28 protein-coding genes and 4 tRNA genes are annotated in these 26,375 nt (G+C 28.7%); 4 read left to right on the top strand and 28 right to left on the bottom strand.

Annotated elements, in window-relative coordinates; all coding sequences use genetic code 11:
• Positions 1-2 precede the first annotated feature (2 nt).
• The 4 genes from rlmH to Q3287_RS13240 all read right to left on the bottom strand — a co-directional run bounded on the left by rlmH (position 3) and on the right by Q3287_RS13240 (position 4,061).
• Positions 3-482, bottom strand: coding sequence for a 23S rRNA (pseudouridine(1915)-N(3))-methyltransferase RlmH (gene rlmH, locus Q3287_RS13255; protein WP_054272067.1), 480 nt, complete (start codon positions 480-482; stop codon positions 3-5).
• Positions 483-549: 67 nt separating this feature from the next.
• A complete protein-coding gene (locus tag Q3287_RS13250; protein WP_054277829.1) occupies positions 550-2,649 on the bottom strand; it encodes an EAL domain-containing protein in 2,100 nt (699 codons plus the stop codon).
• Between the two features lie 12 nt (positions 2,650-2,661).
• The gene (locus Q3287_RS13245) at positions 2,662-3,459 is read right to left on the bottom strand and encodes an MBL fold metallo-hydrolase (protein WP_407814379.1); all 798 of its coding nucleotides are present in this window, start codon (positions 3,457-3,459) and stop codon (positions 2,662-2,664) included.
• Positions 3,460-3,596: 137 nt separating this feature from the next.
• A complete protein-coding gene (locus Q3287_RS13240; RefSeq protein ID WP_054272069.1) occupies positions 3,597-4,061 on the bottom strand; it encodes a GyrI-like domain-containing protein in 465 nt (154 codons plus the stop codon).
• A gap of 335 nt (positions 4,062-4,396) precedes the next feature.
• Between Q3287_RS13240 and Q3287_RS13235 the strand changes: the two genes are divergently transcribed.
• Positions 4,397-4,558, top strand: a complete 162-nt coding sequence (locus Q3287_RS13235) for a MerR family DNA-binding transcriptional regulator (protein WP_407964181.1) — start codon at positions 4,397-4,399, stop codon at positions 4,556-4,558.
• Positions 4,559-4,821: 263 nt separating this feature from the next.
• On the opposite strand, the gene Q3287_RS13230 is transcribed toward Q3287_RS13235, so the two are convergent.
• On the bottom strand, positions 4,822-6,285 hold the full coding sequence (locus Q3287_RS13230) for a M1 family metallopeptidase (RefSeq protein ID WP_054277830.1): 1,464 nt from the start codon (positions 6,283-6,285) through the stop codon (positions 4,822-4,824).
• Between the two features lie 124 nt (positions 6,286-6,409).
• Between Q3287_RS13230 and Q3287_RS13225 the strand changes: the two genes are divergently transcribed.
• Together Q3287_RS13225 and Q3287_RS13220 are read left to right on the top strand one after the other, a co-directional pair.
• The gene (locus tag Q3287_RS13225) at positions 6,410-7,468 is read left to right on the top strand and encodes a DnaD domain protein (protein ID WP_407964180.1); all 1,059 of its coding nucleotides are present in this window, start codon (positions 6,410-6,412) and stop codon (positions 7,466-7,468) included.
• An 8-nt stretch (positions 7,469-7,476) separates the two neighbouring features.
• Positions 7,477-8,469 (top strand): ATP-binding protein, encoded by a 993-nt coding sequence (locus tag Q3287_RS13220; protein ID WP_054277831.1) that lies wholly within the window; start codon positions 7,477-7,479, stop codon positions 8,467-8,469.
• Between the two features lie 348 nt (positions 8,470-8,817).
• Here Q3287_RS13220 and Q3287_RS13215 read toward each other — a convergent pair.
• The 19 genes from Q3287_RS13215 to rstA all read right to left on the bottom strand — a co-directional run bounded on the left by Q3287_RS13215 (position 8,818) and on the right by rstA (position 21,653).
• Positions 8,818-8,892, bottom strand: a tRNA-Thr gene (locus Q3287_RS13215).
• Positions 8,893-8,924: 32 nt separating this feature from the next.
• Positions 8,925-9,000, bottom strand: a tRNA-Val gene (locus Q3287_RS13210).
• Between the two features lie 4 nt (positions 9,001-9,004).
• A tRNA-Glu gene (locus tag Q3287_RS13205) sits at positions 9,005-9,079 on the bottom strand.
• A gap of 4 nt (positions 9,080-9,083) precedes the next feature.
• Positions 9,084-9,159 (bottom strand) — tRNA-Lys (locus Q3287_RS13200).
• Positions 9,160-9,486: 327 nt separating this feature from the next.
• Entirely contained in the window at positions 9,487-10,776 is a 1,290-nt protein-coding gene (locus tag Q3287_RS13195) for an adenylosuccinate synthase (protein ID WP_231301229.1), read from the bottom strand.
• Between the two features lie 81 nt (positions 10,777-10,857).
• Complete coding sequence (locus Q3287_RS13190; RefSeq protein ID WP_054272074.1) at positions 10,858-11,166, bottom strand: hypothetical protein; 309 nt, start codon at positions 11,164-11,166, stop codon at positions 10,858-10,860.
• 204 nt (positions 11,167-11,370) lie between these two features.
• A complete protein-coding gene (gene dnaB, locus Q3287_RS13185; RefSeq protein ID WP_407964194.1) occupies positions 11,371-12,699 on the bottom strand; it encodes a replicative DNA helicase in 1,329 nt (442 codons plus the stop codon).
• An 18-nt stretch (positions 12,700-12,717) separates the two neighbouring features.
• Entirely contained in the window at positions 12,718-13,167 is a 450-nt protein-coding gene (rplI, locus tag Q3287_RS13180; protein ID WP_054272076.1) for a 50S ribosomal protein L9, read from the bottom strand.
• Positions 13,168-15,162: a DHH family phosphoesterase gene (locus Q3287_RS13175; protein ID WP_054272077.1), complete on the bottom strand. Its 1,995-nt coding sequence runs from the start codon at positions 15,160-15,162 to the stop codon at positions 13,168-13,170.
• 10 nt (positions 15,163-15,172) lie between these two features.
• The gene (locus Q3287_RS13170; RefSeq protein WP_054277834.1) at positions 15,173-16,129 is read right to left on the bottom strand and encodes a YybS family protein; all 957 of its coding nucleotides are present in this window, start codon (positions 16,127-16,129) and stop codon (positions 15,173-15,175) included.
• A gap of 7 nt (positions 16,130-16,136) precedes the next feature.
• On the bottom strand, positions 16,137-16,457 hold the full coding sequence (locus tag Q3287_RS13165; RefSeq protein ID WP_054272079.1) for a MazG-like family protein: 321 nt from the start codon (positions 16,455-16,457) through the stop codon (positions 16,137-16,139).
• Between the two features lie 142 nt (positions 16,458-16,599).
• Positions 16,600-16,827, bottom strand: a complete 228-nt coding sequence (gene rpsR / locus Q3287_RS13160) for a 30S ribosomal protein S18 (protein ID WP_003420527.1) — start codon at positions 16,825-16,827, stop codon at positions 16,600-16,602.
• 18 nt (positions 16,828-16,845) lie between these two features.
• Positions 16,846-17,280 carry a single-stranded DNA-binding protein gene (locus Q3287_RS13155; RefSeq protein ID WP_021386628.1) on the bottom strand — a complete coding sequence of 145 codons (435 nt, stop codon included), beginning with the start codon at positions 17,278-17,280 and terminating at the stop codon, positions 16,846-16,848.
• 36 nt (positions 17,281-17,316) lie between these two features.
• Entirely contained in the window at positions 17,317-17,595 is a 279-nt protein-coding gene (gene rpsF / locus Q3287_RS13150) for a 30S ribosomal protein S6 (protein ID WP_003420522.1), read from the bottom strand.
• A gap of 216 nt (positions 17,596-17,811) precedes the next feature.
• Positions 17,812-19,008, bottom strand: coding sequence for a PLP-dependent aminotransferase family protein (locus Q3287_RS13145; protein WP_054272080.1), 1,197 nt, complete (start codon positions 19,006-19,008; stop codon positions 17,812-17,814).
• A 102-nt stretch (positions 19,009-19,110) separates the two neighbouring features.
• On the bottom strand, positions 19,111-19,296 hold the full coding sequence (locus Q3287_RS13140) for a DUF951 domain-containing protein (protein WP_021386561.1): 186 nt from the start codon (positions 19,294-19,296) through the stop codon (positions 19,111-19,113).
• Positions 19,297-19,310: 14 nt separating this feature from the next.
• Positions 19,311-19,574 carry a DUF3343 domain-containing protein gene (locus Q3287_RS13135; protein WP_054272081.1) on the bottom strand — a complete coding sequence of 88 codons (264 nt, stop codon included), beginning with the start codon at positions 19,572-19,574 and terminating at the stop codon, positions 19,311-19,313.
• 79 nt (positions 19,575-19,653) lie between these two features.
• Positions 19,654-20,256: a sulfurtransferase-like selenium metabolism protein YedF gene (gene yedF, locus Q3287_RS13130; RefSeq protein WP_407964179.1), complete on the bottom strand. Its 603-nt coding sequence runs from the start codon at positions 20,254-20,256 to the stop codon at positions 19,654-19,656.
• Positions 20,257-20,360: 104 nt separating this feature from the next.
• Positions 20,361-21,653 carry a toxin production/motility transcriptional repressor RstA gene (gene rstA / locus Q3287_RS13125; protein ID WP_054272083.1) on the bottom strand — a complete coding sequence of 431 codons (1,293 nt, stop codon included), beginning with the start codon at positions 21,651-21,653 and terminating at the stop codon, positions 20,361-20,363.
• A gap of 259 nt (positions 21,654-21,912) precedes the next feature.
• Here rstA and Q3287_RS13120 point away from each other — a divergent pair, with 259 nt between their 5' ends.
• Positions 21,913-22,488: a GerMN domain-containing protein gene (locus Q3287_RS13120; RefSeq protein ID WP_054272084.1), complete on the top strand. Its 576-nt coding sequence runs from the start codon at positions 21,913-21,915 to the stop codon at positions 22,486-22,488.
• A 103-nt stretch (positions 22,489-22,591) separates the two neighbouring features.
• On the opposite strand, the gene Q3287_RS13115 is transcribed toward Q3287_RS13120, so the two are convergent.
• From Q3287_RS13115 to noc, 4 genes are all read right to left on the bottom strand, one after another.
• Positions 22,592-23,737 carry an aminotransferase class V-fold PLP-dependent enzyme gene (locus Q3287_RS13115; RefSeq protein WP_054272085.1) on the bottom strand — a complete coding sequence of 382 codons (1,146 nt, stop codon included), beginning with the start codon at positions 23,735-23,737 and terminating at the stop codon, positions 22,592-22,594.
• 32 nt (positions 23,738-23,769) lie between these two features.
• Positions 23,770-24,633, bottom strand: coding sequence for a ParB/RepB/Spo0J family partition protein (locus Q3287_RS13110; protein WP_054272086.1), 864 nt, complete (start codon positions 24,631-24,633; stop codon positions 23,770-23,772).
• Position 24,634: 1 nt separating this feature from the next.
• Positions 24,635-25,408 carry a ParA family protein gene (locus Q3287_RS13105; protein ID WP_054272087.1) on the bottom strand — a complete coding sequence of 258 codons (774 nt, stop codon included), beginning with the start codon at positions 25,406-25,408 and terminating at the stop codon, positions 24,635-24,637.
• Positions 25,409-25,544: 136 nt separating this feature from the next.
• The gene (gene noc, locus Q3287_RS13100; RefSeq protein WP_054272088.1) at positions 25,545-26,330 is read right to left on the bottom strand and encodes a nucleoid occlusion protein; all 786 of its coding nucleotides are present in this window, start codon (positions 26,328-26,330) and stop codon (positions 25,545-25,547) included.
• Between the last annotated feature and the right edge of the window lie 45 nt (positions 26,331-26,375).

Genomic DNA, 26,375 nt, shown 5'->3' with positions numbered 1-26,375 from the left:
ATTTACTTGTGATACGGTTCCCCATTATTTATCCTATATGCTCTATAAATCTGCTCCAACAATATCAACCTCATCATCTGATGAGGAAAAGTCATCCTAGAAAAAGATAACCTATAATCAGCTCTTCCTAGGACTTCATCAGAAAGCCCTAGAGAACCTCCAATTATAAAACAGAGACTACTATTACCTCTAACTGCTAAATCACTCATGGTCTTAGCAAGCTCCTCAGAAGACAAATTCTTTCCATCAATGGCTAAAGCTATAACATAACTATTGTGCTTTATCTTCCCTAAAATTTTCTTACCTTCTTTATCTTTTATAATTTCCATTTCCTTAGCACTCAAATTCTCTGGAGCTTTCTCATCGTCCAACTCTATAATTTCCAACTTACAGTACTTAGAAAGTCTTTTTTTAAACTCATCAATACCTAATTTTAAATATTTCTCTTTAATTTTACCTACCACAACTATACTTATATTCATATGTTTCTCCTAAACTTAATTTTGCTACACATTTATATCCTAATATAATCTATAAACTCTTATAAAATTATCTCACTCTTTCTTGATTTGCATACTCTATAAACTCTTCAAAAGTTACAGCTTTGCTATAATAATATCCTTGATATATCTCACATCCTAATCCATATAGCTTATCTCTTTGACTCAAATTTTCAACATATTCAACAACTATGTCAAACTCCAAATTTTTTGAAAGATTTACAATAGACATTATAATTTCACTACTTCTTTTATTTGTAAGTATCTCTTTAACTAACGAACCATCCAATTTAACTATATCAAAATTATTATTTTGAAGATATATGAGTGAGCTATGACCCATACCAAAATCATCCATAATTAGCTTTATTCCTAAGTTATGTATCGCATTGATACGTTCTATAATTATTTGCGAACCTGATAATGCAACCTGTTCTGTAATTTCTATACCTAACATATTAGGATTTATATCATTCCTATTAATGATATTTTTTATTTGCTCTGGTAATTTAGGGTCATCAAGTTGGTCTGGAGATATATTTACAGAGAATTTAACAGGATTTCTCAATAACTTCTCACTCTTCTTTAAGTCAATACATGCTTTATCAATAATATACTCTCCAAGCTCATCTAAGAACCCTTCTTCTTTAGCTAAAATTATAACTAATGGTGGATAAATGAATCCTCCTATTGAATGTTTCCATCTAAGTAATCCTTCTGCTCCTACAACACTTCCATTATAATTGACTTGAGGTTGATAAAAAAGTTCTATCTCTCCTCTTTTCATGGCGAACTTTAAATCTGAAGCTAACATTTTTGAAATTGACCCTATTTTACCACTGTAATTTAAAAGATTTGGCTGTTCACCTGTTAACTCATACCTTTTTACTAAATTTGTTAAGTTTTCTATATTATTTTTAAACATATATGTATATCTATTTTGCGACATCTTTATAAATGGTATATAAATCATAACCCCAATACATAGATTAAACAATTGTAACATACTTCCTCTTATAGAGCCTGTAGCCATATAACCACTTAAAAATATAGGCGATGTCCATTCTACAGGAGAAACTGTACATGGAACAAACCCTATAGACATAGCTATATAACTTGTAATAGTCAAGATTATAGGCGTAATTACAAAAGGTACAAACATAATATGGTTAAAAACAATTGGTATTCCAAAAACTAACATCTCATTTATATTAAAAAGAGCTGGTATGGAAGCAATTTTGGCTAGCTTTCTTACATTTATACGTTTTTCACTAAGAAAAATCGCAATTACTAGACATAGCAAAGAACCGCATCCACCCAACAAGACCATTGTATCAAAAAAAGTCTTAGTAAAGATTTCTGTTGGCAATTGATTATTATTAACTAAATTGATATTAATTGCCATACTATTTTCAAATAAACTTTTTGCAACTGTATCTAGAACATTACTCCCATGAATTCCAAAAAACCACATAAAATGCATCAAGAAAATAAATAATAAGGCACTCATGAGATTTCTTCCCATTTTGCTAAATACATTTGAAAATAAATCGTAAAATATATCTTGAAAGTTTGAACTACCAATTAAACTTATCATTATTACTCTAAAAATAGAAAATAAAAATACTACAATTATAAATGGAACTATAGCTGAGACTACCATATTAAAGTCTGCATCTGCTCCCTCTGTATGAAACTTTACACTTGTGACAAAAGATTCTGTAAGTTTTACAAACAATACAGATGATGTCATAGCGACAATAATAGCTGTAAATAGCCACTTTGTGTTAAATACTTCTATATAATTAAGTTCATTGCCACTTGAAAACACTAAAAAAGAGCACATTGCAACTATAGGAACAAGTACTGTATACTTGCTCCCATATATTTTCCCATAACTATAACTTATTGTTAATAATATTATTAATGAAATTATTCCTAAAGTAGAGCCATTTATAAAGTTAAGAATCTTTGTGATTTCTCCATTAAATAAATTTGATAAACATTCTTGATACGCCCTTATTGGAAGATTTAAAATGACAAGAGCAGTTGAGCCAGTCATAATAGCAGGTATGGCTAAAATCATTCCTTGCTTTATAGAATATAAAATTTTATTATCTTCAACATTTTCGAAATTTCTTTTTAGCAAAGTTATTCACCTCTACTTCATTTCATAAACATTAGAAACATCATTTCGTGATAGTACATCTAGCTTCACATCTTGTCCAACTACTATATCATTTGATGCTAATACTCCTTTTGAAGTCTCATATGCCAATTCTGGAAAGTTATTTTCTTTACTTAAGTGAGCTAATAATATAGATTCTGTACCTTCATTAATCAGCTCAACACAGAAATTAGCAGCATCTTCATTAGATAAATGTCCAGTGTCTGACATTACTCTTTTCTTTAAAGCATATGTATATGAACCCATCATAAGCATATTAGGGTCATAATTTGATTCTAATACTACTAACTTAGATTTATATAGATGTTTTTTTATATTTTGAGTTATACATCCTATATCAGTAGCTATAGATATCTTTTCATCACTCTCTGTATAGAAATTATATCCAACTGGGTCAGATGCATCATGTTCTATTGAAAAAGGTCTCACTATAATATCTCCTAGTGAATAAGTTTTATCATTTTCAAAAACTTTCATATTTTTATCTTTGACATCTCCTAACTTATCCTTCATAGAACACCATGTCTTTATATTAGCAAATATTGGTATATCAAATTTTCTTGATAATATACCTGCCCCTTTTATGTGGTCAACATGTTCATGTGTTATAAATATTCCTTTTAATTTATCTGCATCTACATCAATGTCTTTAAGACCTGTAGTTATTCTCTTTCCACTTAACCCTGCATCTACTAGTATATTAGTATTTTTATACCCTATATAATGGCAGTTTCCACTACTGCCACTTCCAACTGAACAATACTTTAGCATTCCTTCACCTCTTTTTCTGCCTTATAAATTATATTATACCAAAAAAACAGGAGTTGTCTCGAAATTGATTTTTTCCAATCAAATTTTAAGTTCAACTCCTGTTTTAAATTTTCATGTTTTATTTTTGATACTTCATATTAACGAATAGGCAACATCATTTTAGTCAATAGTTCATTTGTTGGGCGATTTGGTGTATTTAAGTATTGATAATAAATTTCTCCAAGCATTTCATAGGGGCTACTCTGTACCCATGCAAACAATTCTTCTAATGTAGGGTCTTGCAAAATATAATCACCTTGGTCAATTGCAGTAACTATCTTTTGTGCAGGTATTTCTATACCCTGAATATCATCTACGCCTTCCATCTTAGTTGCAGTAGGAAAGCCTATTTCAATATTTAAGTTTTCTAAGTCCATATTGTGAAAGCAGACAATAGGTGCTCCTGCTACAAAAGTATTTTTACTTTTTATATAGTCCATGATTTTGGCATATCCTTCAGCAGAAAACTCTTGAAATTCAACCATGAAGTTAATTGTTTTCTTTATTACTAAAGCATAATATGCACTCTGTTCGACCACAGTAATATCTGTTATTCTTGACATTTCATTTCCTCCAATAAGTTTATTTTATATTTATAGTTAACATGATATCATCTAGCATATATTGTGGCTTGTCCTACAATGCTCTTTTCAAGCCCCAAAGTAATATTTATTAAATTGCATAAGCATATTTGAATACTATATACAATGTTCTCAATATGCAAACCATAAAGCAAATTACTTTAAAAAGATATTATAAATTGCTAGGAATATTAACTCTATATTCCATAAGACATTATATATAAATAGTTTATTGTATAGCTATCTTTAATACGTTATAATTTTCCTAACATTCCAGTGCAGAGGATAGTTTACAATTAAAATCAAAGGAGGTAATTATGTATAGAATAAGTCAGTTTTCTAAAATATCTGGTTTGACTGTAAAAGCTCTACGTTATTACGATAAAGAAGATATTTTAGAACCATCATTTAAAAATGAAGAAAATCAGTATAGATACTATGATGATGAAAAAAATTTGGGAATAGTACAAGTCATATAAACTCTGCTAAATAAGAAACTATTGTTGTAGCTATAAGGTAAATATGCACCCAAATAAAGTATAAGGTAAATATGCACCCAAATAAAGTATAATGATATAATACTTATTTTGAAACAACAATTAGACATGATACTTTTCTTTTTTTAAGAACAATTATCCTGTAGACTAGAGGTTCTTAAGAACCTCCATTTCTATTTTTCTGTTCTTTACATAAAAAAGGAAATGCTCCAAATTCTTATTTTGAAACATTCCCTATACAAAATTTACTTGTATTCACTTATAATCTTATTTATATCTACCCCTTTATTGCTCCATATCTCCACAAAAGCTCTTCCATTAGCATTTTTATGTTTATATTTATTATAGTATTCATTTAAAGTCTCAAAGAATACTTTATCACCAACTTCTTTTCTCACTTCATTAAACGCTATTGCACCTTTTGTATAAACATTCAAGCTATATTCAGTAGAATTTTTATACTCATTTGCTGGTTTAAATATATTCTCACTCAAATAACTCTTTGTCTGTATCTCCATAGTTTTTAGAAGTTTATTTGCCATCTCTTTACCATATTTTTGCTCAAAATACACTATTGTAGAATATTCAGTAAGTGCTTCATCTAACCAAGGTTCACTTATTTCATCATTTCCAACAGCAGAATACCACCATTGATGTGCTGTCTCATGGGCAATAACATATTCAAGTAGAAATTCATTTTTCTCATTATATAAGCTTTGGTCTATCATAACGAGCATAGGATATTCCATCCCACCTATAAAAAAGTCACTCGCTACGACAGAGTATTCTTTATATGGATATTTCCCAAATAATTCACTAAATATATCAATTGAATCTTTTGCCACTTCAGTTGCTTTTTTAGAAAGTTTTTTATTTAAATTGTATGTATTAATTGCTATTCCTTTTGAATCTACCTTAGTCACATCAAATTTACTACTTAATATAAATGCGAAATCCCTAACACTTTCAGCTTCTATTTCATATAGCATCTTTTTATTGTCATGCTTGTCATTAATAAGTTTTCCTGTGTGAGCAATCTTATACTTATTTGGAATTAATAGTTTCACATGAAAATCGCTAGTCTCACTATAGAATGGGTCACCAATTGTTTCATAACTCTTTAGATTCCAACCTCTTTCATCATTAACACAAGCTATAGGAAACCAGTTAGTAACGTTTATAGTATTTTCCCCATATCCAAATCTTCCAACTGAATTTGGTATTTTTACATTATATTTTATATCTAATGAAATTCTTTCATTCGGTTTTAATTCTTTCCCTAATTCTATTTCTAATATATCATTTTTATCCCCTTTAATTTTATACTCCATTTTACTATTCCTATTTAATATATTCTTTATATCTATGTACCCTTCATTGAACCCATTAGGATAAGCTTTTGTCATTTCCTCTTTTTCAAAAGGAGCAAACTCTTTTTTTGAAAAAGCATTTGGATATATATGAAAATATATTTTATCCATGTTTGATTTTGTATTATTTATGTACTCAACATTCTGATTACACATTAGCCTCTTCGTTTCATCATCAAATATAACATCCATATTATATTGATTTATCTTTGAATTAGTTTTTTCTTTATACGCTTCTAAACTGTCATCCTTTTCTATAAAGCAACCTATTATTAATACCATAAATAAAATTGCTACTGATAATGTTCTTCTTACTTTTTGGTTGAATTTTATAACCAAAATATCTCCTCCCTTTCAAAATGAATCTTTCTAGAAAATATTTACATGCTAATCTTGCGACCTTTTATTTGTTTACAGACAAATATAATATAAAAAATGATATAATTTAATCTGAGGTGATAAAATGTTTTTCAAAGAAAGCAATGAAATAGATTTAGGTGAAATCACTATTCCCAATATCTTTATAGATATATTTATGCCAATGGCGGACGGGTTATACGTAAAAGTTTATCTTTTAGGCTATAGACAAGCATGTGATATTACTTCTAATCCTAAGTTCGACAATAATTCAATAGCCAAAAACCTAAATATACCTTTGTCTGATGTGTTATCTGCTTGGAAATTTTGGGAGGAAAAGAAGATTATAAAAATACATGACAATGGAGAATATGATAATTTTAATTATTCAATAGAATTTTTAGATTTAAAAAATTTCTATATTGAGAATATATTAGGTAATAATTCATCTATAAAATCTAATACAGACCAAGTTGTATCTACTTCTGAAAATCCAAGTATTAGAAAAATGTTCAATTCCATAAATAAAATAGTTGGCCGCTATCTCGACCCAAGTGAAAAGATAAGTATCATAGATATAATGAATAAATACAATATGAGTCCTGATATGATACTTTGTGCTTATGAATATGTAAAAGATAAAACTGGTACATCAAAACCAGTTAAATACATTGAGGGTATTATCAGGAATTGGTATGATTCAAATTTATATACACCAAAAGATGTTGAAGATAGCTTTTTAGTTAGAAGTGAAAGATATATTTTATACAAAACCATTTTCAATGAATTAGGATTTTCAAGACAACCATCAAAGTCAGAAAAAGAACTTATGGACACTTGGTTTGATAAATTTGGTATGGATATGGACTTAATAATAAATGCTTGCTCTAAATCTAAAAATATTTCAAACCCAAGTATATCTTATATAAATGGCATAATTAAAAATTGGAATGAAAAAAATATAAAAAATTTAAATGATTTAAAGCAAAAAGAGGAAGAACGTATAGTTAAGGAGAATATTAATAAGAAGCAGATTAATACTACTCAAAACAACAATACTTACAAGAAAACTAAGTTTCATAATTTCAATGAGACATTCACTCAGTATACATCTGATGAACTCGATGAGATTATTAAAAAAAGTCAAAAAGAAAAGTTTAAGTAGGTGATTAAATGAATGAAGATAAAATAAGAAAAATACTTGCTAAATATGATAAGAGAAGAGATAATAGCGAACTCTTATTAGAACATAGAAAAAATGAGGTATATAATAGAATTCCTGAAATAAAATCTATAGATGATGAGATTTCTAAAATAGGCCTTAGTCTAGCTAAAATAGTACTTTTAAATCCTAAATCTAAAGATGAGATTGTAAATAAATCTAAAAATACTATAGAATCTTTAAAAGTAAAGAAGGAGGAACTTTTAGCTGAGAATAATATCCCTCTTGATTACTTAGAAATAAAGTTTCAATGTACTTCTTGTAAAGATAAAGGTTTTTTACCTAATGGGGAAAAATGCTCTTGCCTTAAACAAGAAATTGTAAATGAAGCTTATAAAATGTCTAATTTAGACAGGATTTTAAGTCAGGAAAATTTTTCGAATTTTAACTTGAATATATTTTCTCCTAAGAAAGGCTCTGATGGAGAAATATCTCCTAGAGAAAATATGCTAAATAATTTAAGTGTCTGCGAAAATTTTGTTCATGATTTCAAGGAAGATAATGATGAAAATCTACTGTTTTATGGTTCTACTGGACTGGGAAAAACATATATGTGCAATTGTATTGCAAAGGAATTATTGGACAAAGGAAATGTTGTAATTTATCAAACTTCTTTTAGAATATTAGATATTCTTGAAGACTATAAATTTAGAAGAGACACAAATAATCCGATAAGTGAAGATAATTATAAAAACTTGTTTGATTGTGATTTATTAATAATAGATGACCTTGGTACTGAACTTAATAACTCTTTTACTAGTGGAGAAATCTTCAACATTGTAAACACAAGACTTGTTACTGGTAAAAAAATTATTATCTCAACCAACTTAACACCATCCCAAATAGGAAATACTTATACTCAAAGAACTCTTTCTAGAATTTTAGACAAATTTAGGATTTTAGAATTTACTGGTGATGATTTGAGATGGGAAAGATTTAAATAAAGTAGCCCTTAAAAAACATTTTTTTATTTTTAAATAGAGAGGTAAGACAAACTTGCTTCTCTGTTTAAAACTTATACTAAAGAAACTAGTCTCTCTACTATAAGTACATTTCTAAAGTATCTTTAATACATCTAATTCTTTATATTACTTATAATTTATCAATATTGTAAACTTAGCAGATTATATAATACTATTCTAAAAATACTCTAAATTTTAATCTTATAAATTATATCATTACAAATAACTTAATACTTTATTGTAATTAAATTTAATTTTTCAATCAAAAAAAGATACTTAAAAGTATCCTGTAACGTAGAAAATTATATTAATTTGAATTTATGTACTTTGTGGAGCTGGTGATAGGAATCGAACCTACAACCTGCTGATTACAAGTCAGCTGCTCTACCGTTGAGCCACACCAGCATATAATCTAGTATTTATCTCTAATTCAAAAATGGTGGGACTAACAGGGCTCGAACCTGTGACCCCCTGCTTGTAAGGCAGGTGCTCTCCCAGCTGAGCTATAGTCCCATACTGGTGACTCGTAGGGGAATTGAACCCCTGTTACCGCCGTGAAAGGGCGGTGTCTTAACCTCTTGACCAACGAGCCATTTTGGTGATCTATCCGCGACTCGAACGCGGGACACCCTGATTAAAAGTCAGGTGCTCTACCGACTGAGCTAATAGACCACATTTTTTTCGACTTTTTTCGTCGTTTCTTTCACTCACAAGTTATATTATAACTGCTGTACAATTTTTAGTCAATAGTTTTTTTATTTTTTTTAGCATATAATTATAATCCTCTTGAACTACTTATTTTCAACAAGTATTTTGAATAAAATATTTAATTAGAATACAGAAATTCAACTTTAATTACACATAGAACATACATAAATAATTTTAACTGAATAAAGACTTAATACAAATCTAACACAAAAGAGTATCTCTAATAACTATAATCATTATCTTGAGATACTCTTTCCTTATTATTCACAATTTAAATTGTTTAATAAAATATTAAGCAAATATATTTTTTCTTATTATTGTTTGAGCTCTATTAGGCCCAACAGAAACCATGTCTACACTTACTCCGACCAACTCTTCTATTTTAGCTATATATTTCTTTGCATTTTCTGGAAGATTATCAAAATTATCTACTTGAGTTATATCTTCATTCCATCCATCTAATTCTTCATATATAGGTTCACATTTTGCTAAGTCGTCTAATGATGCAGGGAAATCTGTTATTATTTTATCACCCATCTTATAAGATGTACAAACTTTTATCTTATCAAATCCAGTTAAAACATCTAGTAACATAAATGAGATACTAGTTAAACCATTAACCCTAGCTGCATACTTAACTATAACTGCATCAAACCATCCACATCTTCTTGGTCTACCAGTAGTTACTCCAAATTCATGACCTTGCTCTCTTATTTTGTCACCAGTTTCATTTATTTGTTCTGTAACAAATGGACCTTCTCCAACTCTTGTAGTATATGCTTTTACTATCCCAACAACATCTTTTATCATGTTTGGTCCTATACCTGCACCAATTGCAAATCCACCAGATGTTGGGTGAGAAGATGTAACAAATGGGTATGTTCCTAAATCTAAATCCAATAAAGTACCTTGTGCTCCTTCAAATAATACTTTTTTACCTGCTCTCACTGCATCATATACAATAACTGATGTATCTGCAACGTATTTTCTTATTTGTTCTGCATATCCGATATATTCATTATATATTGTTTCAAAATCAAATAATTCTTCTTTTCCATATATATTCTTAACTATTTCATTTTTAGCATCTATCTGAGCTTTTAATTTTATAGCAAATTTGTCCTTGTCCATTAAATCACAGATTCTTATTCCAGATCTCTCTGTCTTATCCATATAGCAAGGTCCAATACCTTTTTTTGTTGTGCCTATCTTTAAATCGCCTCTGGCTTCTTCTGACAATGCATCTAGTTCTTTATGATATGGGAATATAACATGGGCTCTATCGCTTATTTTTATATTTTCTGTATTTATATTATCCGCTTTAAACATTTCCAATTCTTCTAAAAATCCTTTAGGGTCAAATACTATACCATTTCCTATTATATTCACTGTTTTTGGATTTAATACTCCAGATGGAATTAAATGTAGTGCATACTTCTTACCTTCTACAACTAATGTATGTCCTGCATTATTTCCACCTTGTCCTCTTACTACTACATCTGCTTGAGTAGCAAGATAATCTATAACTTTACCTTTACCTTCATCTCCCCATTGAGAACCAACAATTGCAACTGTTTTCATGTAATTCACCTCTATATTTTATATATTCTCGAACGCTTTACTTATTTATTCTATCAAACATTCGTATTTTTTTCAACTTTTTTAGCGTTCTCCAATATTTAACAGATATTTTTCTATTTTTGAAAATTCATCTTTCTCTATGATTTCTTTTTCATAGTTTATAACTTTTTCCATAAATTTATCCACATCTAGAAGTTTTTCTAACTTACATATGTTAGTTATATTTCCAAAGTTTGTGTTAGTCATATTTATATAATATTGACTATCCACAATACTAGCATAGACAACAATTGATTCCTTTAGGTTATTATCAATTACTCTAAATAAGTTTATTTCATCAAGTACTTTAATTATATTGGGATATATACACGTTAAGCTTATTTTCTCCATATTATTCCTCCTAATAATTAATATCTATACACAGATAAAGCAAGCTAAAAGCTTGCTTTATCTACTTATTCACACTTATCAACAGGCTATCTGTGGATACTGTGGATAATTTTTTAGCTATATTTCAAGGTTTAGACATATTTAGTGACATGTATCCACATTTTTCCTGTAGAAAGAAAGAATGTTCTGTGGATATTCGTTAGATTATAGGTCTCTCAACTTATCCCCAAATCGTTGAACTTCACCAAGCCAAACTAGTTCTACAGAACCAGTTTCACCATGTCTATTTTTTGCTATTATTACTTCTCCTATATTTTTACTCTCAGAATCAACATGATAATATTCATCCCTATATAAAAACATGACTATATCTGCATCCTGTTCTATCGCTCCAGATTCTCTTAAGTCAGATAACATTGGTCTATGGTCTGCTCTTTGTTCTGGTGCACGTGATAACTGAGATAATGCCACAACAGGACAGTTTAATTCTTTTGCTAGTATCTTTAGTGACCTTGATATTTTAGATATTTCTTGTTGTCTGCTTTCGTTATTACCTTCTCCTTCCATAAGTTGAAGATAATCAATAAGCACTAAATCTAGACCTTTTTCTATCTTTAACTTTCTACACTTTGACCTTAATTCTGATATTTTTATACCAGGAGTATCATCTATGTGTATTTTCGCATCTGACAACACTGCCATAGCATCTATAATTCTAGGCCAGTCATTATCATTAAGTGTTCCAGTCTTTATCTTTTTTAATTCTACACTAGACTGTGAAGATAACATTCGTTGTACTAATTGTTCTTTAGACATCTCTAGACTAAACACAGCTACAGACGCATCACCTTTTAAGGCGGCATTTTGTACTAAGTTTAAAGAAAATGCAGTTTTACCCATTGCTGGTCTGGCTGCAATTAATATTAAATCAGTCCTTTGAAGACCATTTATTTTTTTATTTAAATCTTTAAAACCAGTAGTTATGCCAGTTACATCACTCTTATTAGTGTATAATTTTTCTATCATATCATAGGCGTCCATCAAAACTAAGTTTATAGATTTAAAATCATCACTAGTTTTCTCCTGTGATATATCAAATATGCTCTTTTCAGCTTGTTCTAAAACATCTTCAATTTTAGTTGCTCCACTATATCCTAGATTTATTATTTCATTAGAAGCTTTTATAAGCTTTCTAAGCACAGACTTCTCTTTTACTATGTCAGCATAGTATTTTACATTTGAAGTCGTAGGTACTATAGTAGAAAGACTTGTAATATAACTGATTCCTCCAATATCATTAAGATGCCCTTGTTTTCTTAGTTCTTCTGTCAGTGTTATCAAGTCTATAGGCTCACCTTTATTACTTAAAGTTATCATACATTCATATATTATTTTGTGAGCCTCTTTATAGAAATCATCAGGCTTTATAGTTTCTGTAACTGTTATTATAGCATCTTTATCTAGAAGTATAGAACCCAATATTGATTGTTCTGATTCTACACTATGAGGAGGAATTCTCGTCATATCTTCCATCTTTATCACCTCTAGTTATTACTGTTTTTCTTTTACATCTACTCTTATTTTAGTAGTTACTTTTTGATGTATTTTTATTTCTACAAATGTTGAACCTAGAGTTCTTATTGGTTCATCTAATAATATTTTTCTTTTATCTACATCTATATCTTTTTGTTTCTTTAATTGCTCAGCAATCTCTTTAGCAGTTATTGAACCAAAAAGTCTTCCACCTTCTCCTGCTTTTGAGTATATTTCTATATTGATTTCTTCCATTTGTTTCCCTAATAAAACAGCTTCTTCATATTCTTTTTTCGCTTTTATCTCTTTAGACTTATTCTTTTCATTTAACTCTTTTATTGCTACATTATCTGCTTGCACAGCCATCTTTTTAGGAAATAAGAAATTTCTTGCATATCCATCACTTACTTCTTTCATTTCCCCTTTTTTACCAGTTCCTTTTACATCTTTTAATAATATAACTTTCATCTATTCTTCCTCCTCCAAATACTCCTCTATTATTTTATTTACCATCTTATAAGCTTCTTTTAGAGAAACATCTTTTAACTGTGCTCCAGCTATATCTATATGTCCCCCGCCTCCTAATTTCTCCATAAGCACATGTACATTTATTTGTCCTAAAGACCTCGCACTTATAAATATCGTATCATCTTTTTCACCTAATACAAAGGAAGCTTCTACTTCTTTTATGTTTAATAACTCATCAGCAGTTTGAGCTATTATAACATTTATACTATCTATCTCTGTACTTGAATATGCTAAGCATATTCTATTGTTAATTATTTTAGTACTTTGAATTATTTCAGCTTTTATTATGAAATCTTTCACATCAGAATTGAAGAATTTTTTGACCTCAATAGTATCTGCTCCAACTTTTCTAAGATAAGAAGCAGCTTCAAAAGTCCTAACACCTGTTTTGAATGCAAAGTTTTTAGTATCTAGACTTATTCCTGCTAAAAGACCTTCAGCTGTTAGTTTATTTATTGTTACATCTTCATCCATATATTGAACTAATTCTGTAACCATTTCACAGGTTGAAGATACATATATCTCATGGAATAAAAGTACTGCATCATTTATGAATTCCACACCTCTTCTATGATGGTCTATTACCACTATCTTCTCTGATAGCTTTAATAGCTCTTCACATTCGGTATAATTAGGTCTATGAGTATCAACTACCACGACCAACGTGTTTTTAGTACAGTTGTCAATAGCATCTTCTTTTCCAATAAATAGTTTCTTATAATAATTATTTTCATTTATTTTATTTATAAATATTTCTATAGATTCATTTACCGATTGTAAAACTATGTTTGCTGTTTTGTTACAGGATTTACATATGTCATAAACTCCAACTGCAGCTCCCATAGCATCCATATCTGGATATTTATGTCCCATTATATAAACTTGGTCACTTTGTTGTATAACCTCTCTTAAGGCATGACCTATCAATCTAGATTTTACTTTGGTTTTCTTTTCTACAGCTTTAGATTTTCCTCCATAAAATACAAATTTATCTTTTGTTTTTACAACGGCTTGGTCTCCACCTCTACCAAGTGCTAAATCAAGTGCACCTGTAGCAAGTTTTAGGTTCTCATTTAATGTATCTCCATCTATACCAATTCCTATACTTATAGTAACAGGAAGATTATTTCCATAATCAATATGTCTTATTGTATCTAAAATAGAGAACTTCTCAGTTTCTAATTTCTTTAACTCTTTTTTATGCATTACCAAGAAGAATTTATCTTTTGAAGTTCTTCTCAATGCACCATTTGAGTTTAATTCTAAAGCAGAAAGTATTTTTTCTACTTCAACATTAATTAAAGCTCTCTTGTCTTCTGCTGCACTTTTTAATACTTCATCATATCCATCTACTTGTATTAGCATCATTGCATTTTTTTCGTCATCATAATCTTGTTTTACTTTTAAATATTCTGTCTTGTCTATCCAGTATAATATCATCAAATATTTAGGATTCTTTTCTTGATCATTTTTTATAACATTATAAATTATTGTATATTCTTTTTCTTTGTAGTTTATTTCTGTGTACATCTCTTTATTTTCATTCAATACTTTTCTTAAATTAAGATTTTTAACTATCTCTTCTATATTTTTATCAAGTAAATCTTTTTGACCAATCATATCATAGAACTTTCCATTATACCACGATATATTTCCATCAAACTCCAAGATACACAGTGGTATTGGAAGATTTATTATGGCTTTCTTGGTTGTTTCATCTATGTCTAAAGATAAATTTTGAATATACTCTGTCCATTCATGACGTCTAATATTAGTTGTTCTCCAATTGTGAAAAACCATATATACAAAAATACAGAAAAATAAACACCCTACATACAAGTTGTAATAAAGCAAAATTATACTAGAAATACCAATAACAATTATATATAAATTTATTTCTGGCATATTTAATTTAAAGGTTTGTTTATTACTCATTTCTATCCTCCTAAGTGGATTTATAACTTCTCACCTTTCTAAAGTCAATTATACTATCTACCATACCAACAAAAGATATTCCCATAAATCCAAATAAACATAAAATTATCCCTGAAAGAAACATAATTTTATTTGGTCCCTGTCTTATCCATTTCTTTAAAAAATAAATACAAACTGCTATACCTTGAATTACAAACATTAAATTAAAAACTAGCTGTAAATTAGTCATTATTAATTCTGTATATAGTTTTGAACCAATAATTTGAATAAATAAGACTAACAAATAAAGTAAGAAAGTTGTGAGTATAGCATTTCCTGGTAAATAAAAATCTGCAAATTTAGGAAATCTTATATCCATCTTTGTAATTCTTTTGATAAAAAATACACTTAAATAATATGTTACAAATGCTGATAATAACCCTTGTAAAAATAGCATCATTGGTAACATGTTTGTAAAATAGCTTACAATCTCATCTGGCTTCATCTTCTCAAATATTTTAAGTTCAGTTGCTGAAAAACTATTCTTTTGGATGTTTACAATTTCTGCTATCATCTTAGAAACTTCATCTAATAAATTTACATTTAAAAATGTTTTTAATACAAAGAAATATACAAGCATTGAAAGTACAAATATTATTGTTCCACCATATATGGGTTCAAATTTATTGCTATCTTCTTGTTCAAAACTTCTCTTTAACATCTTTCCTATTGCTATACCTGGTAAAGAATACATTATACATATATTTAATGCATAAGAAATGTCTGCAAATAGAATTAGTACGCAAAATGTAATCAAAATAGATATAAAAGAATACCTTCTATCAGTAATAGCACCTATAATTACATATGGAACAGCTGCTAATATACTAAACATCCCTAGCATTGGAATATAGGCTATTACTAAAGCGATTATTATAGCTAAAACTATTATATGCATTGCTTTAGATAGTCTAATTTTATTATTCAATTTAATATCACTCCCTATTATCCATATGTTTTTTTAAATTAGATAAATCTCCATACCATCTTTCAACACTATGCTCTTCATCTATACCAATTTTTATTTTTTCTTTGACTTTATAATCCACATCTCTAAAACTAATTCCTAATCTCTTTGCTAAGAGATATGTTATCATTATTATATTTGCTAGAGTATCTTGAATTGCTTCATCTAAAGGTTTTACCCCTTTAAATAATAAGTTAAACAAATCACTTACACTCATTAATATTTCTGTTTTCATCCATTCTATTATCTTTATGTTTCTCGTTATCTCAGAACCTTTATCTATTTTCACGTTTACAACCCTCCTTAATATATAATATTATATCATAAATAATAATATATTTAAGTATATAAACAAAAAAACGAGCTTTATAGCTCGCTTCATTTAGATATATAAATACCTATAATAAAAAATGAGCACAAGGCTCATTTTTTTAGTCTAATGTATATGGTAAAAGTGCTATATTTCTCGCTCTTTTTATAGCAACTGTTAATTCTCTTTGATGCTTAGCACAAGTTCCAGATATTCTTCTTGGTAATATCTTTCCTCTTTCAGTTATATACTTTTGTAATCTTTGAGTACTTTTGTAATCTATTTTAGCGTTTTTGTCAGCACAGAATTGACAAACTCTTTTTTTCTTACGTCTTTTTTTATTCATCATGACTTTTTTCCCTCCTTTTTAAAATGGTATATCGTCATCATCTATAGCTTGGAAACCTTGTGGGTCTAGACCTTGAGGTTCAAAGCTTGGCTCAAAAGCTGGAGCACTTTCTCTATATGAATTTTCCGATTTATTCTTACTATCCAAAGCTTGTACTGATCTAGTACTTACTTTTGTAAAAGTTCTCTTTTCACCTGATTGTGTCTGATAATTGTCTACTCTTATAGATCCTTGCAATGCAACTAATCTACCTTTAGTTATGTAGTTAGCACAAAATTCAGCAGATTTACCCATTACTTCAACAGGTATAAAATCAGTTTCTTTAGATCCATCTTTTTTTACATAGTCTCTATCAATGGCTATTGTAAAGGATGCCACTGGTGTTCCTGTACCTGGGATGTATCTTAATTCAGGGTCTTTAGTTAATCTTCCCACTAATACAACTTGATTCATAAAAACACCACCTATTTTTTATAATAAAACCAGTTATTAAGCAACAACTATCATGTGTCTTATTACGTTTTCATTTATCTTTAAGTTTCTGTCTATCTCTTTAGGAACGTCTACTGCTGATTTAAAGTTAACTAATACGTAAAAACCTTCTGTAAACTTAGCTATTGGATAAGCTAATTTTTTAGTTCCCCAAGTATCAACTTTAACTATTTCTCCGTCAGTTGCAACAACTTCCTTAACTTTGTTTAGTATAGCCTCTCTTACTTCTTCATCAGAGTTTGGCTTTACCACATAAACTAATTCATAATTTCTCACTATAATTCACCTCCCTTTGGACTTAACGGCTCTACACTCTTAGAGCAGAGAAATGAGACTAAAATCTCATACCTACACATTTTATCATTTATTCTCATTTATGTCAATTTAAATTTTGGACAAAGTTTAATATAAGGCAAATTATATATTCTTAAATTAACAAGGGATGGCAATAGCCATCCCCTATAATATATCTATATAAGTTATTATTTTTAATTAAGCTTCAACACCCATAGCTTCTTTTAAAACTGATGCTATATTTTTTATACCTTCTATTATTTTTTCTTCTGGCATATTTGAATAGTTAAGTCTGAAAGTATTTTCTCTACCACCATTAGGGAAGAATCCTCCTCCAGCAACATAAGCAACATTCTTTTCTAAGCATTTTGGCATTAATTCTTTAGCATTTAAATTACTTGGAAGCTCTACCCATGTAAATAATCCACCTTCTGGATGAGTAAATACTAGTCCTTCTGGGAATTCTTCTTCCATAGTCTTAAGCATTACATCTCTACGTTTAATATAAACTGCTTTAATTTTTTCAACGTGTGCATCTAAGTCATACATATCCATGAATTTACTTACTTCCATTTGAGATATAGTTGATGCTTGTAAGTCTGCACCTTGTTTTGCAAAGTTAAATTTAGATAATATTTCTGGAGAAGCACAAGTCCATCCTAATCTGTATCCTGGGCAGAATATTTTAGAGAAAGTTCCTAAGAATATTACTAATCCTTTTGTATCCATTGATTTTAAAGATGGTAAAGATTCTCCTTCAAATCTTAAATCTCCATATGGATTATCTTCTATTACTGGTATTTCAAATTTGTTTACTATTTCCATGAATTTTTTACGTCTTTCAAGTGGCCAAGTTCTTCCTGTTGGATTTTGGAAGTCAGGAATTACGTAAATCATTTTTATTCTATCAGTTGTTTCTAGTATTTTTTCTAATTCTTCCATTATCATTCCATCAGAATCAGTTGGAACGTCTATGAATTTAGGTTGATAAGATTTAAATGCATTTATAGCTCCTATGTAAGATGGGCTTTCACATAAAATTACATCACCTTCATCAATAAATACTTTTCCTGCAAAATCTAGACCTTGTTGAGAACCACTTGTAACTAATATATCGTCTTTGTCTACATTAGTTTGATTTTTCTCATTCATTCTAGCTGCTATTTTCTCTCTTAATGGTTCATATCCTTCTGTTGTAGTATATTGCATAGCTGATCTTCCATTTTCTTCAAGCACTGCAACTGATACTTTTTTCATTTCTTCAACTGGAAATAATTCTGGAGCAGGCATTCCACCAGCAAAAGATATTATTTGTGGTTGTTGAGTAAGTTTTAAAAGCTCACGTATTTCAGATCCTTGTAAACCTTCCATTCTTCTTGCATATTTAATTGCCATAATTAAAGCACCCCCATGAAAATGTTTTCTTCATTTTCTATTATACCAAAATTTCGGATATTAATATACGGTATTTGACATTTTTTAAATGTTAATTTTATATCATTCTTTTATTAGCTTTTTTACTCTCTTTTCTAAGGTCTCTCTATCAAGCATTATTAACCTTGAACATTTGGTACATTTTATCTTTATATCCATTCCAGTTCTTATAATTTCGAATTCTTTACATCCACATGCGTGTTGTTTTTTTAATTCGACAATGTCTCCTATTTTTAAATCCATTGGCATAAATAATTAGCCTCCTAATCTAGCTTCTCTGCTTCTTTCGAACCATCTTCTAATTTACTTATACAATAAATTCCTTTTATATCTACATTATTTTCAGTTAAAATTGTTTTTATATTTTCCATGTCTTCAAAAGAAAATTTAATTGATATCCCACAACTTGCTGTTATTTCTCTTGGTGTTGGAAGAGCCATTACCTTTAGACCATTTTCACCAAATAACTTTTCTGATCTTATTGCATGATGTGTCGAATTAAATGACACTATATACATCTGATTCATTGCTTAATCCTTTCTGACTATCTGTTTTTCTTTAAATTAATCATTATTATTAGTTTTTATATTATTAAACAAACGTACATTATATAGAAATAGTATTTGATGCATTCTTTAATGTTTCAACTATAGTATACATATTTGTAACTGAACCTACTTGTAGTTTGTCTTTTAAATTGTAGTAGTCTAAACAAGTACCACAAGATAAGACTTCTACGCCTTCATTTTCAAGTATTTTTAAATTTTCTATAGTTTCTTCATTTTCAGCACTTAGTGTTACTCCTCCATTAACTAAAAGTACATATTTAGGATAAGGCTTAGATTCAGTTAAAGTATATATAAATCCTTTTATTAATACTTTCCCTAATTCATCATTTCCAAGCCCCATTTTGTCTGAAGATATAAATATACATGTATCTTCTAGTTTACATTCTTCCTTGTCTACAATATCTTGTTTATCTAAGATATTTTGACCTTTTATAATTTCTATAGATATAAAATTTTCTTTTTCGTCAACAATATTTGCCTCACAATTTAAAGATTTAGCAAGTTTTAATACATTTTCTTTAGCTGTTTCATTGTCAACTGTTGTAACTACAATACCTTCTTCTATTTTATCTAATTCCTTTTTTGTATTTATAACTGGTTTAGGACAAGCAAGTCCTCTAGCATCTATTTTTATACTCATTGTTTGATTCATCTCCTTAAAAATATTCATACAATTTATATTTTATCATAGATGTTATCTTGCTTGTTATAGATTGTTTCTATAACCTTATAGGTTTATTTTTCTTACATTATTTCTAGATTTTTATACATAAATACACCTTTTTGATAATATTCTAACTCTTTTTCTTTTGAGATACTTGAATATAATTGACCTAAGTCTATATATAAATTAGCCAATATTCTACTATTTCCTAGGTCTGATACTATTTTTATACATTTGATTAAATACTCAATTGCAAGGGTAATCTCATTTTGATTCTTATACATATTAGAGTAGAATTTTAATGCTCTATATTCATTGAACTTATTTTTATTTTTTATTGATGAAGCTAAGGCTATCTTACAATATTTTCTAGCTAAATCATAATCCTCTTTATCTATATATGCTTCTATTATCTTGAATAATCCTGACATCATATATTCATCTTCATCATTTTTCTTTATGTCATATACCTTTTGTGAATATTCAAGTACTCTATCTGTTTCACCTATTTTTCTGTAAACATCACAAATTGTTAAATATACATTTGCCAATCCAGTTTTATTATCTTCATTTTCAAGTATCTTTAATGCTTTTTTAAAATAATCTTTTGATTCCTCATATTTTCCTATCTCAAGCATGTTATTTGCTTTTAACACCAAAATATCGACATCTTCTTTTCTATCATTTCTATTGTCTATTTCATTTATCTTATCTATGTACTTCAATGACATATTTGGATTATCTAATTTTATGTAACAATATGCCATCTTACTATATAGTTCCTTGTATATATTAACATCCTCAAATTTACTCTCTGACAAAATTTCCTCTGCAAAATTAAAGTGGCTTATAGCACCTTTATAAAAGTCTTCTTGCATGTATATCTTTCCTATATTTAAATAGCACTTAAGTATATTTTCACTATCACTATTTTTTATAAAGAAGTATAATGCCTTTTCAAAGTTTTCTATAGCATCATTATAATCAGATTTTTTTAGGTTAATATTAGCCATTAAAAAATTACATCTGCCATAGTTCTCCATTAAATCGTATCTCTTACATATATTTAAAACTTCTTTTATTTGGTCCTCAGCCTTGTTTAACTCATTTTCTTTTATGTAGATTTCGCTCTGTAGTATTAAATTATCAGTTATCTTTTTTGACTGCATTTCTTTGGTTTCTAATAAATACTCTACACTTACATCTAACTTATCGCCTAGATATTCCAACAGTTCATAACTAGTATGAGATTTATCTCTCTCTATATGGCTTATTTGTGCTGCTGTTATCCTATCTCCAGCTAATTCTTTTAATGTCATGTTTTTTTCTTTTCTTAATTTTTTAATCTTTTCTCCTAAGCTCAAAATTTCCATACTATTCCCACCTTTTGAAGACATTTTTTTATAATATAATTATAACTTATATTTATTTTAAAAACACTACTTTTATTTTACAATATTTTCTGTGTACATTAAATGATTTCCCATAAAAATGACTAAAATTTAGTTTATTTTGGATTTAATTAATTTAAATAAATCATTTTTTAAATTTGTTACTATTTTGTATTCATATATTTGCTCATAACGACTATAATTATATATAAGAATAGTTTTTATGAGAGGAGAAATTTTTATGAAAAATAAGAAAATAATGTTAGTGTTAAGTATATTATCTATATCTATATTCGCAATTGGTTGTACTAATGCTCAAGTTGGGAATGATACACCTAAAAAAGAAACTAAGAGTAATACAAATGTTGAGCAACCAAAAGAAGAAAATAATGCCGAGAAAGAGGTTCCTAATAAAAAAGCTACTTCTACTCCAAAAGAGGAAAATAAAACTCAATCAGCTATTATTTACTCTTTCGATGTAGACCAGACAGATTTAATAGAAAACAAAGTTGACCTAAGCAAAGTTGATGAAAATACTTTATTTGAGGAGCTTCAAAAACTTAAAGTTGTTCCAGAATCTGCAAAATTAAACTCATTTACTACAAAAGACATTGATGGTGTAAAAACTGGTATATTAGATGTTAATTCTGATTTTACAAAGTCAAACTTAGGTAGTGATGCAGAAACTTTAATGCTTGATTCAGTTGCTCGTACTTACATAAAAAATATGAATGTTGAACAAATAAAACTTACTGTTGATGGTGCTAATTATGAAAGTGGCCATATAGTTCTTGAAGAAGGAGATTACTTAAAGTAATTTTTTAGGACACACTTTAAGATACATTTAAGACATACTAAAATAGTGTAGATTATATAATCTACACTATTTTTTATATTCTTTAATTCTATAATACTTAATATTACTTATTATTTTTTGAAATTTTCTTTAAAGCTTCTACTGCTTTATCTATTTCATCTTTTGTATTGAAATATCCTATGCTAAATCTTACTGCACCTTGTTTTAAAGTGCCTAAAGTGGTATGTGCTAGTGGAGAACAATGTATTCCTGATCTAGTTGCTATATTATAATCACTGTCTAGTAAAAAAGTAACCTCTCCAGAATCCATGTTTCCTATATTTATAGCTATTACAGACGCTCTTTTTTTACTATCTTTTGGTCCATATATCTTTATATCTGGCACTTCCTCTAACTTGTCTATCATATATTGACATAATTCTTCTTCATGTTGTCTTATATTGTTGATTCCTCTTTCAAATATAAATAATACACCTTGGTTAAGACCTGCTATACCTGGAGTATTATGAGTCCCTGACTCATATTTATCTGGGAACAATTCTGGTTGAACCATTTCTTCTGACTTACTTCCTGTTCCACCTTCTTTTAATATATTTAGATTTAAACCATCCCTTACGTATAGTATACCTGTTCCTTGAGGTCCAAATAAGCATTTATGACCTGGCATTGCCAACATGTCTATATTAAATTCATTTACATCTATATCATAGACACCTGCTGTTTGTGATGCATCTACTAAAAATAATATATTATGTTTTTTAGCTATTTCTCCAACCTTCTTTATATCTATTAAAGTACCACATACATTAGATGCATGTGTCGTTACAATCAATTTAGTGTTTCCCTTTATTGACTTCTCTAATTCTTCATAATCTAGAAAGCCTTCATAATCGCATTTTACTACAGTATTTTCAATACCTCTTTTTTCCAATGCTTTTATAGGTCTTATTACTGAATTATGCTCCATAGATGTTGTTATTACATGGTCACCATCCTGTAATACACCTTTTATTGCTAGATTTAAAGAATCTGTAGCATTAGATGTAAATACTATATTCATAGGATTGCTCACATTAAATAACTTAGCTATATTCTCTCTTGTATCATATATTTCTCTAGCAGCTCTCATAGCAAGCTTATGTCCAGCTCTACCTGGATTTGCACAGTAGTTCTTCATACAATCTAAAACAGCATCATACACTCTTTCTGGTTTTGGATATGTAGTTGCAGCATTATCTAAATAAATCATAACAATCTTCCTCTCAGTTTTATAGTTTTGTTTTATTCAAGAAGCATTGATACAATACTGTTTAAATCATCATCATTGTAGTATTCTATCTCTATTTTACCTTTTTTCTTTCCTTTAGAAATATTTACCTTCGTCCCAAATATATTTCTAAGTTTATCTTCTACATCTAAGATAAATACATCCTTAGGCTTAGATTTTTTTGGTACTTCTTCTTTGTTTTCAGATATTTTTTTAGCTATATTTTCGACTTCTCTTACAGAAAGCTCTTCTTCTTCTACTTTTTTTGCTATTTGTAGCTGTAAATCCTTATCTACAATTCTCAACAACGCCTTACCATGCCCTGCTGTAATTCTACCACTATCTATCATATCTATAACATCTTGTCCAAGATTTAAAAGTCTTAGAGTATTAGTTATATGAGGTCTGCTTTTACCAACAGCTTCTGATATTTCCTCTTGAGTTACATTATAATGTTCTATTAAGCTTTTATATGCTAGGGCCTCTTCTATTGAGTTTAAATCTTCTCTCTGTAAATTTTCAATTAAAGCTATCTCCATTATGTCTTTCATATCTATATCTTTAATTATAGCAGGTATTTGACTTTTATTTGCAAGTTTTGATGCTCTAAATCTTCTTTCTCCTGCTATTATCATGTATTTGTCATTTTCATCCATCTTAACTACTATTGGTTGTAATACACCATAATTTTTTATAGAATCAGATAATACTTTTATTTTTTCTTCATCAAACTGTTTTCTAGGCTGAACTTCGTTTGGATATATTTTGTCTATATCGATGTTGATTATCTCTTTTTCTGAAGTTTCTCCTTTAATTTCTGGTATCAATGCACTAAGACCTCTACCCAATCTGTTACTTCTTTTAGACTTATTCTCCATACTAATATTCCTCCTCTTCTAAATCTATAAATTCTTCTGCTAGTTCCAAATAAGCTATAGAGCCCCTACACCTTTTATCATAGTAAATAACAGGTTTTCCATGACTTGGAGCTTCTGCAAGCCTTACATTTCTTGGAATTAGAGTTGTATATACACTTCCTTTAAAATATTTTTTGACTTCTTCAACTACTTGTATTGATAGATTAGCTCTCCCATCAAACATACTTAAAACAACACCCTGAATCTCTATGTCTGCATTTAATCTTGATTTTACCAATTTTATAGTCTCCATCAATTGACTAACTCCCTCTAAAGCATAATATTCACATTGTATAGGAATTAAGACACTATCTACAGCAGTTAGACAATTTATTGTAAGCATCCCAAGTGAGGGTGGACAATCTAAAAATATATAATCATATTCATCTGCTACTGCTTTTATGGAATTTCTTAAAATATACTCTCTATTACTTTTAGAAGTAAGTTCTATTTCTGCACCTGATAACTCAGTAGCTGATGGAACTAAATCGATATTTTCAAACTCAGTATTTATTATTGCTTCTTTAATATGTAACCCATCTAGCATAATTTCATAGATTGTATTTTCTACTTCATTTTTATTAATACCATATCCACTAGTTGTATTTCCTTGAGGGTCCAAATCTAATACTAATATTTTCTTTCCTAAGATTCCTAAACTAGCACTTAAATTTACATTTGTTGTAGTTTTTCCGACTCCACCCTTTTGATTGAATACAGCTATAACTTTGCCCATGATGTTCCCCCCCTTTAAGAATTAAATTAATTTTAAATGTTGACTAGGTGATTTTATAATTACAAATAATGTCTATAAATCAATTTATATTACAAGGCTTATATTACAAAAAAAGATTACTGGTAAGCAGTAATCTCTATTTTTTAGGAATTTTTACAACGACTTCCATGTAATCTCCCTTATCTATTTCATTATACTTAGCATCAATTCCTGTATTTGATATAGCATCAAAGGCCTGCTTTATAGTATTTATGTAAATTCTTATACTCATAGCACCCTTTATATTCTGTTTTTTATCAGGCTCTTCTTGAATTTTGGTTTCTTCTAATATCTCTTGTATCAATTTCTCTGTTTTTTTAACAGTTAATTCATTCTTTATAACTTTATCTAGTACATTTTGCATTAAATCTTCACTTGGTAGTTTAAGGAATGCTCTAGCATGTCTCTCTGTTAAGTTATTCTCTATCAGCTTCATTTTTATGTTGTTTGGAAGCTTTAATATTCTAAGCTTGTTTGCTACAGTAGATTGATTTTTGCCCAATTTCTCTGCTAGTTGCTGTTGAGTGAAAGCATGTTCTTTTATTAAGTTTTCATAACCAATTGCTTCTTCAATGAAATTTAAGTCTTCTCGTTGCAAATTTTCTAATAACGCTAGAACAGCAGAAGATTCATCGTTCATATTATTTATAATTGCTGGTACAGTTTTAAGTTCTGCCAATTTAGCTGCTCTTAATCTTCTTTCTCCAGCAATTAGTTCATATTTACCATCTTTTGCTCTAACTGTTATAGGTTGAATTATACCATATACCTTTATAGAATTACTCAATTCCTCCAATGAAACTTGTGAAAATATTTTTCTTGGTTGGTATGGATTTGGAACTACATCTTCTATAGGTATCTCCATAACTCTTTTATCTTCCATAACATACCTCTCTTATTTTAGATATAAATATTTTTGTTCTCTATA

Source organism: Clostridioides sp. GD02404 (assembly GCF_045898275.1).
GTDB classification, from domain to species: Bacteria; Bacillota; Clostridia; order Peptostreptococcales; family Peptostreptococcaceae; genus Clostridioides; species Clostridioides difficile_A.
The sequence above is the reverse complement of the archived record's forward strand: the minus strand, read 5'-3'. Positions and strand labels throughout refer to the sequence as shown.

Coding starts and splice junctions, on each gene's coding strand:
- Q3287_RS13140 (WP_021386561.1), bottom strand. CDS start 19,296: ATGCCAATGGATTTAAAAATAGGAGACATTGTCGAATTAAAAAAACAA.
- yedF (WP_407964179.1), bottom strand. CDS start 20,256: ATGAGTATAAAAATAGATGCTAGAGGACTTGCTTGTCCTAAACCAGTT.
- Q3287_RS13190 (WP_054272074.1), bottom strand. CDS start 11,166: ATGGAGAAAATAAGCTTAACGTGTATATATCCCAATATAATTAAAGTA.
- rpsR (WP_003420527.1), bottom strand. CDS start 16,827: ATGATGAATAAAAAAAGACGTAAGAAAAAAAGAGTTTGTCAATTCTGT.
- Q3287_RS13245 (WP_407814379.1), bottom strand. CDS start 3,459: ATGCTAAAGTATTGTTCAGTTGGAAGTGGCAGTAGTGGAAACTGCCAT.
- Q3287_RS13145 (WP_054272080.1), bottom strand. CDS start 19,008: ATGGCAATTAAATATGCAAGAAGAATGGAAGGTTTACAAGGATCTGAA.
- Q3287_RS13175 (WP_054272077.1), bottom strand. CDS start 15,162: ATGAGTAATAAACAAACCTTTAAATTAAATATGCCAGAAATAAATTTA.
- Q3287_RS13120 (WP_054272084.1), top strand. CDS start 21,913: ATGAAAAATAAGAAAATAATGTTAGTGTTAAGTATATTATCTATATCT.
- Q3287_RS13235 (WP_407964181.1), top strand. CDS start 4,397: ATGTATAGAATAAGTCAGTTTTCTAAAATATCTGGTTTGACTGTAAAA.
- Q3287_RS13220 (WP_054277831.1), top strand. CDS start 7,477: ATGAATGAAGATAAAATAAGAAAAATACTTGCTAAATATGATAAGAGA.
- rlmH (WP_054272067.1), bottom strand. CDS start 482: ATGAATATAAGTATAGTTGTGGTAGGTAAAATTAAAGAGAAATATTTA.
- Q3287_RS13105 (WP_054272087.1), bottom strand. CDS start 25,408: ATGGGCAAAGTTATAGCTGTATTCAATCAAAAGGGTGGAGTCGGAAAA.
- rplI (WP_054272076.1), bottom strand. CDS start 13,167: ATGAAAGTTATATTATTAAAAGATGTAAAAGGAACTGGTAAAAAAGGG.
- dnaB (WP_407964194.1), bottom strand. CDS start 12,699: ATGGAAGATATGACGAGAATTCCTCCTCATAGTGTAGAATCAGAACAA.
- Q3287_RS13115 (WP_054272085.1), bottom strand. CDS start 23,737: ATGATTTATTTAGATAATGCTGCAACTACATATCCAAAACCAGAAAGA.
- Q3287_RS13225 (WP_407964180.1), top strand. CDS start 6,410: ATGTTTTTCAAAGAAAGCAATGAAATAGATTTAGGTGAAATCACTATT.
- Q3287_RS13135 (WP_054272081.1), bottom strand. CDS start 19,574: ATGAATCAGATGTATATAGTGTCATTTAATTCGACACATCATGCAATA.
- Q3287_RS13155 (WP_021386628.1), bottom strand. CDS start 17,280: ATGAATCAAGTTGTATTAGTGGGAAGATTAACTAAAGACCCTGAATTA.
- Q3287_RS13240 (WP_054272069.1), bottom strand. CDS start 4,061: ATGTCAAGAATAACAGATATTACTGTGGTCGAACAGAGTGCATATTAT.
- Q3287_RS13195 (WP_231301229.1), bottom strand. CDS start 10,776: ATGAAAACAGTTGCAATTGTTGGTTCTCAATGGGGAGATGAAGGTAAA.
- rstA (WP_054272083.1), bottom strand. CDS start 21,653: ATGGAAATTTTGAGCTTAGGAGAAAAGATTAAAAAATTAAGAAAAGAA.
- noc (WP_054272088.1), bottom strand. CDS start 26,330: ATGGAAGATAAAAGAGTTATGGAGATACCTATAGAAGATGTAGTTCCA.
- Q3287_RS13110 (WP_054272086.1), bottom strand. CDS start 24,633: ATGGAGAATAAGTCTAAAAGAAGTAACAGATTGGGTAGAGGTCTTAGT.